The organism is Streptomyces sp. SM10, assembly GCF_002910915.1.
Lineage (GTDB): Bacteria > Actinomycetota > Actinomycetes > Streptomycetales > Streptomycetaceae > Streptomyces.
Window position 1 is genome coordinate 1 of the sequence record NZ_NEUF01000169.1, and the last position, 6,596, is coordinate 6,596.

Consider the following 6,596-nt stretch of genomic DNA (forward strand, 5'->3'; position numbering starts at 1 on the left):
GCCCGCCCCAGGAAGCACCCGGCCGAGGCCGAGAACGCCAAGCTGCGGCGGGAGAACGAGCGGCTGCGCACGGAGGTGGACCAGAAGAACGCGGCACTGGAGGTGCTGGGAAAAACACACGCGCTCTTGCAGTCACTGTCCAGGAGCGCGGACTGAGCCACGTCCTGGACGGCCATCTGCACGCGGCGGTCGAGGAGTTGAGGCTGCTGGTGGGCATCGTGGATGCCTGCCGGATCACCGGACGTTCCCGGGCGACCCACCACCGGCGGCTGCATCCCAGGCCGCCGGCACCTGGGCGACCGCGTCCGGCCCCGGTCACCGCACTGTCGGCCGCAGAGCGGGCCACCGTGCTGGCGCTGGTGAACAGCGACGAGTACGCCGAACTTCCGCCGGCCCAGATCTACGCCCGCGAACTGGACGAGGGCCGCTACCACTGCTCCGAGCGCACGATGTACCGGATTCTGAAGGAGGCCGGGCAGGACGGCGAGCGGCGCCGGATCGCCACCCATGGTGCCAGGACCGTGCCCGAGCTGGTCGCCGACGCCCCTTCGCAGGTGTTCACCTGGGACATCACGAAGCTGGCGGGTCCGGACAAGGGCATCTGGTATCACGCCTACGTCATCATCGACATCTACAGCCGCTACATCGTCGGCTGGACAGTGGAGCGGGCCGAATCAGCCGACCGGGCCGAGGAGCTGATCCGCGAGACGATCCTGCGCAACGGCATCGTGCCCGAGACCGTGCACGCCGACCGGGGCACCTCCATGACCTCCAAGAAGGTCTCCCAGCTGCTGATTGACCTCGGTGTCACTCGCAGCCACTCACGCCCCAAAGTGAGCAACGACAACCCCTACAGCGAAAGCCACTTCAAGACCGCCAAGTACCAGCCCGACTTCCCGCGCAGGTTCGACTCGCTGACGCACGCCCGGGAGTGGATGGACGGCTTCATCAGCTACTACAACCACGTCCACCGGCACTCCGGGATCGGCTACCACACGCCGGCCAGCGTGCACTTCGGCACCGCGGAACTGGTACGTGAGCAACGAGCCACCACCCTCACAGCCGCCTACGAACGGCACCCGGAACGGTTCAACCGCCGCCCCGTCCCACCATCGATCCCCCGCCAGGCATGGATCAACGACCCCACCAAGCCACGCCAAACAGAACAACAGATTTCATAGCATCATGAGGTTGATCCCGGGGAGTGGACACCGGTTTTCATGCGATGAGTGACAGCGTACGTGTCGTGATCAGCTGTTGTTCGAACTCGGCTGGTGTGAGGTAGCCGAGCGCGGAGTGCCGACGGCGCCGGTTGTAGTACGACAGCCAGTGGAACAGCTCGATGCGGGTCTGTGCCTTCGAGGTCCAGCGGCGTCCGTGGAGCAACTCGCGCTTGAGGCCCTGGAAGAACGACTCGGCGAGGGCGTTGTCGTAACTCGAGCCGACCCTGCCCATGCTGCGGCGGATGCCGTGCCGCTGGCAGACGTCGGCGAAAGCGGCCGCGCTGTATTGGGCTCCTCTGTCGGTGTGGAACACGACACCGCGGACCCGGCCTCCGCGGGCCGCCACGGCCATCTCGAGCGCGTCGGTGACCAGCGAGGTGCGCATGTGGTCCGCGATCGACCAGCCCACGACCTTCCTCGAGCAGATGTCGATCACCGTGGCGAGGTAGAGCCACGTCGAACCGACGGCTATATAGGTGATGTCGCCGCACCACCTGGTGTTCAAGGTGTCCGCGGTGAAGTCGCGCATCACCAGGTCCGGCACGGGCGCCGCGGTCCTGTCCGCGATCGTCGTCCGCTTCTTCCTACGCAGGTGCCGGCCGACGATGTCGTTGACCCGCATCAGCCTGGTCACCCGCTTGCGGTTGACCCTCCGACCCCTCGCCCGCAGCTCGGCATGGACGCGCGGGGCCCCGTAGGCGCCGTGATGTTCGGCGTGAATGGCGCGGATCTCGTTCACGGTCCGTGCCTCGTCGGCCTGGCGCTCGGCGCGGACCTGTGCGGTGGCCAGGTGCCGGTAGTAGCCGGCGCGGGACACCCCGAGCACCCGGCAGATCCGCTTGACGCCGAAATCGGCGAGATTCTCGGAGATGAAGTCCCAGCGGCGGGATCTCACTTCACCTCCCGCGCGAAATAGGCGGCCGCCCGGCGCAGGATCTCGCGCTCCAGGCGCCACTCCTGCTCAGCCTTGAGCAGCCTGGCGTTCTCAGCTCGCAGCCGGGCAAGTTCCTCCGCCACGCTGACGCCCGCATCACGGCCGCCGGACGGGTCCGGGGCCTCATCCTTGCGGACCCACGTCCGCAGCGACTCCGCGGTGATCCCGAGATCCGTAGCCACCGAAGCGTACGTCCGCTTCCCGGCCGCGGCCCGAAAGAGCGCGACCGCGTCCCTCCTGAACTCCTCCGAATACGGAGACCTGCGTCCCACCTGGACATCCCTCCCTGGACCAGCAAGATCCATTGTCAGGGTGTCCACTCCAGAGGGTCAGCCTCATCACATTCGTTTCATTTGACTTGACAGGCACCGGGTGGCTCTGGGGAACCTGCACACCAAGACACTCGGTCTGCTCACGCCGCAGGCATACCTGCAGAGCGCCGAAGTCGGAGGACTGCTCGTCGCGCTGGTGGCTGACGAGGTCGTCGGTTACGCCCTCTTCGGTCTACCCAAGCGCAAACCCTACGTACGGCTGACGCACCTGTGCGTGGCTGATGAGCACCGCAGCGAAGGAATCGCTCGGCAGCTGATCGACACGATACGGGCGGGGCACGGAAATCGGCTGGGCATCAGGGCGAAGTGCCGGCGCAACTATGACCTCAGCGGTATGTGGGCAAGTTTGGGGTTCGTACCACCGGGAGAGTCCGTCGGCAGGGGGCACGACCGGGAGACCTTGGACACCTGGTGGCTGGATTTCGGGCACCCAGACCTCTTCACGGACATGCAGAGCGATGCGCTTCTGATCGTCGGCCTGGACCACAGCGTCCTGGAGGGCATCGCGGATCGAAGCCCGGATGCCGAGAGCCGCGAACCACGCATCTTCAAGGCGGCCTGGCTTGAGGACGAGACCGAGCTGGCCTACACACCGCAGCTGATGCTCGACATTCGCAGTGTCGCCGCTGACACGGTGCGGAATCAGCAGCGGTCCGAAGTCGCGCGGATGCGAAAGTTCGCGCCTGCCGCGGAAGCCGTGGCGGAACGACATCGGGAGCTCATGGACGGTGTTCGCGCCCAGAGCGCCGATCTGAGCATGCAGCCACACACCGGGCCCTTGCTGCAGTACGTGGCGGAGGCATCTTGTGCCGGGCTCCACGTGCTGGCCACATGCAACCCGGACCTCCTCGCGCTGGCGGACGTAGCCCGCGAGATTGGCCGCGTGAAGGTGGTCCGGCCGGCCGTGGTTGCGCTGCATGTGGACGAGCTCCGTCAAGCCCAGGTCTACCGACCCGCCGACCTCCTGGGGACAGCTTTCACCACCGGACAGGTCGCGACTGACGCAGAGGGCGAGCTGACAGCGTTCTTCGATCAAAGCGAGGGCGAGAAGGGGTCTGCCTTCGAAGATCGACTCAGAGCCTTCGAGCAGGACGATTCCGTGGTGTGGAGGCGGGAGCTGCTGCGCGATGGAGAGGGGCGCCCCGTCGCCCTGTACGTGTGGGCTCATGACGGTCGCACGCTGACCGTTGCGATGCTGCGTACTGCTGAACACTCGCTGGAGCAGACTCTGGCCCGGCAACTGCTGTTCCTGCTCAAGAACCTCGGACGGGAGTGTGGGGTGGAGACGGTCCGGATCACGGACCCCTTCCCGTCGCCTGCGGCGGCCGAAGCCGCTGGGCTCGACGGATTCTTCTCTCAGGACAACGGTCTCACAGCGCTCTTGGTTGATGTCTGCGGAACTGCGCGCGAAGTCTCCGCCACAGCGAACCGGATCACCAACCGCCTGAAGGTTCCCTCTGTTGCTTTTGGGGCGGGTCTTCAGACCGAGATTGCCAGCGCCGTCGAACGGGCGTGGTGGCCAGCTAAGATCATCGACTCTGACATTCCGTGCTTCATCGTCCCTATCAAACCCCGCTGGTCCGCCGACCTCTTCAACATCCCCTCACCGCTCACCCCTCGTGGCGAGCTCGGAATCAGCCGTGAGCACGTCTACTACCGGTCGCCAGGCCGACGTGGAGAGAGCGTCCCCGCACGTCTCCTCTGGTACGTCAGTCAGGATTCAAGCGGTCCCCAGGGCAAGATGGCCATCGGTTGCTCACGGCTGGACGAGGTGTTGATCGACACACCGGACGCACTCCACTCCCAGTTCGAACACCTGGGCGTATACGGTCAGGCTGAGGTGCGCAAAGTGGCCCGGGGGCACGGTGCGGCGATGGCTCTGCGTTTCTCGGACACGGAGCTCTTCCCCGCGGCCGTGACGCTCGGACGCCTCGAAGCGTTGGCAGGTGATCTGGGACAGCCGTTGTCGCTGATGTCACTGTCGAAGATCAGCAGCGAGCTGTTCCAGGCCGTGTACGAAGAAGGGCACCGAAAGACGTGAACGAACCGGAACGCACGATGCTGCTGTCCGTCCACCCCAGGTTCGCTACGGCGATCCTCGCCGGCTCCAAGACAGTGGAGGTTCGGAGGCAGCGCGTCGCTGCTCCCCCGGGTACGCCGGTGCTTCTGTACGCCACGGCGCCCACGAAGGCTATCGTCGGCATGGCGCGCATCGCTTCGGTACAGGTCGCGACCCCACGCGAGGTCTGGTCGGCCAGCAGCACACGGGCGGGAATCAGCAGACGCGAGTACGACACCTATATGGACGGAGCCGCGCAGGCCAGTGGGCTGACATTGGAAGCGCCCGTCGCCTTCGAGACTCCGGTGCCACTGACAGCTCTGCGCGCTGGCGGGACGTTCCACCCTCCGCAGAGCTATCGCTACCTGCGGCCTGATGACTTGCAAAGAATGTCTGCTGCGGCGCCCCCTACGGATATGCCGTTCCATGCCGCGCTCGAGAGCATGGCCGTCTGAGCGACCCACTGTCCCGCTCGATGGGCACTTCGCCCGGGACCTGCGCGACTTCGGGCAATTTGGGACCGGAGACCAGTAAGTGCGCCTTGCATCGGCGGCCAACCTGGAGAAGGCGGCACCGTCGATCCGGCGGGCGTTCGAGGCTTCCTAATGCTGTTGTCAAGCGGCCGTAGCCATCGGCGGTGTCACTTCGTAGCACCGTCGGTCGCGGATCAGTGCCCAGATGACGTTGACACGTCGGCGGGCGAGGGCGAGCACGGCTTGGACGTGCCTCTTCCCTTCGGCGCGTTTGCGGTCGTAGAACTGCCGTGAGTTCGGGTCGTAGCGGACGCTGACGAGCGCGGAGGTGTAAAAGACGCGCTGGAGTCTGCGGTGGTAGGTGACCGGCCGGTGGAGGTTGCCGCTGACCTTGCCCGAGTCGCGAGGTGCTGGGGCGACGCCGGCGAAGGCCGCCAGGGCGTCCGGGGAGTCGAACTCGTCCAGATCGCCGCCGACGGCGGCGAGGAACTCGGCACCGAGAGTCGCACCGATGCCGGGGACGCTCAGGACGATGTCGGCGAGTTCGTGCTCGCGAAACCGGCCCTCGATGAGCTTGTCCATCTCGGAAATATGCGCGTTGAGGGCCATCACCTCCTCAGCCAGGGTATGGACCAGCTTCGCGATGGTCTTCTCCCCAGGCACGGCGGTGTGCTGGCGCGCGGCGGCCTCGACCGCCGCTTCGGCCAGGTCCTTGGCGCTGCGGACCTTGCGGTTGGCCAGCCACTTCGTCAGCCGGGCGACGCCGGCCCGGCGGATCGAAGCCGGGGTCTGGTAACCCGTCAGCAGCTTGAGCGGGCCGGTGTTGGTCACGTCCAAGGCCCGCTCCAGGGCCGGGAACATGCTCAGCAAAGTGCCGCGCAGGCGGTTCACGACGCGGGTGCGGTCCTCGACCAGGTCAGACCGGCGCCCGGTCAGCAGCTTCAGCTCGATGGCTGCCTCGTCACCGGGACGGATGGGCCGCAGGTCGCGGCGCATCCGGGCCTGGTCGGCGATCACGTAGGCATCGCGGGCGTCGGTCTTGCCCTCGCCGCGGTAGCCGTCGGACGCCCGGTTCACCAGTCGGCCGGGCATGTAGAGGACCTCTTGGCCGTGGCTGACCAGCAAGGCCAGCAGCAACGCGGGTTCCCCGCCGGTCATGTCGATCGCCCAGGTGACCTCACGCCCGTCGGCCAGGTCCAGGACATCCCCGACCAGCTTCAGCAGCTCGGGTTCGTCATTGGCGACCCGCCGCGACAGCAGTGTCTTGCCGTCCACGTCCAGGGCAAGGCCGTGATGGTGGCCCTTGCCGACGTCGATCCCCGCCCATATCCGGCTCATCGCGCTCCTGACATGCGTGTTCGTACTCTTCGTGCCACGGACGACCTCGCCGGCATTGCTCTACACAGCGACTTGTTCGCACTTCCTAATCGGCGGCCGAGTCGTCGTGGGGCGCTGAGCGGCAAAGCCTCGATTGCCACGAGACGGCAGCGGCCTGAAAGCCACACCCAGCGCCCCTGGGTGACCCAACCCTACGAATGGCTCGATCAGCCCGATCAAGAAGGTAGAGCGGCCTGA

Annotated in this window: 5 protein-coding genes; 3 read left to right on the forward strand and 2 right to left on the reverse strand. The window is 66.4% G+C overall.

From position 1 onward, the window contains the following. Positions 1–176 precede the first annotated feature (176 nt). Positions 177–1,181, forward strand: a complete 1,005-nt coding sequence (locus tag B9S57_RS27540; protein WP_103759902.1) for an IS3 family transposase — start codon at positions 177–179, stop codon at positions 1,179–1,181. A 37-nt stretch (positions 1,182–1,218) separates the two neighbouring features. Here the strand turns inward: B9S57_RS27540 and B9S57_RS27545 are convergent. Further along, positions 1,219–2,429 (reverse strand): IS3 family transposase gene (locus tag B9S57_RS27545; protein ID WP_103759903.1). Its coding sequence is split into 2 segments (ribosomal slippage): positions 1,219–2,183 and positions 2,183–2,429, totalling 1,212 coding nucleotides; the frame shifts between segments, so codons are not numbered across the junction. 100 nt (positions 2,430–2,529) lie between these two features. On the opposite strand from B9S57_RS27545, the gene B9S57_RS27550 reads away from it, so the two are divergent. Together B9S57_RS27550 and B9S57_RS27555 are read left to right on the forward strand one after the other, a co-directional pair. Further along, positions 2,530–4,530, forward strand: coding sequence for a GNAT family N-acetyltransferase (locus B9S57_RS27550; protein ID WP_103759904.1), 2,001 nt, complete (start codon positions 2,530–2,532; stop codon positions 4,528–4,530). Continuing rightward, entirely contained in the window at positions 4,527–5,003 is a 477-nt protein-coding gene (locus B9S57_RS27555) for an ASCH domain-containing protein (RefSeq protein ID WP_258036660.1), read from the forward strand. The genes B9S57_RS27550 and B9S57_RS27555 overlap by 4 nt, the downstream gene beginning before the upstream one ends. A 159-nt stretch (positions 5,004–5,162) precedes the next feature. Here the strand turns inward: B9S57_RS27555 and B9S57_RS27560 are convergent, their stop codons facing one another. Next, the gene (locus B9S57_RS27560; RefSeq protein WP_103513951.1) at positions 5,163–6,359 is read right to left on the reverse strand and encodes an IS110 family transposase; all 1,197 of its coding nucleotides are present in this window, start codon (positions 6,357–6,359) and stop codon (positions 5,163–5,165) included. Positions 6,360–6,596: the final 237 nt, after the last annotated feature.

Coding starts and splice junctions, on each gene's coding strand:
- B9S57_RS27560 (WP_103513951.1), bottom strand. CDS start 6,359: ATGAGCCGGATATGGGCGGGGATCGACGTCGGCAAGGGCCACCATCAC.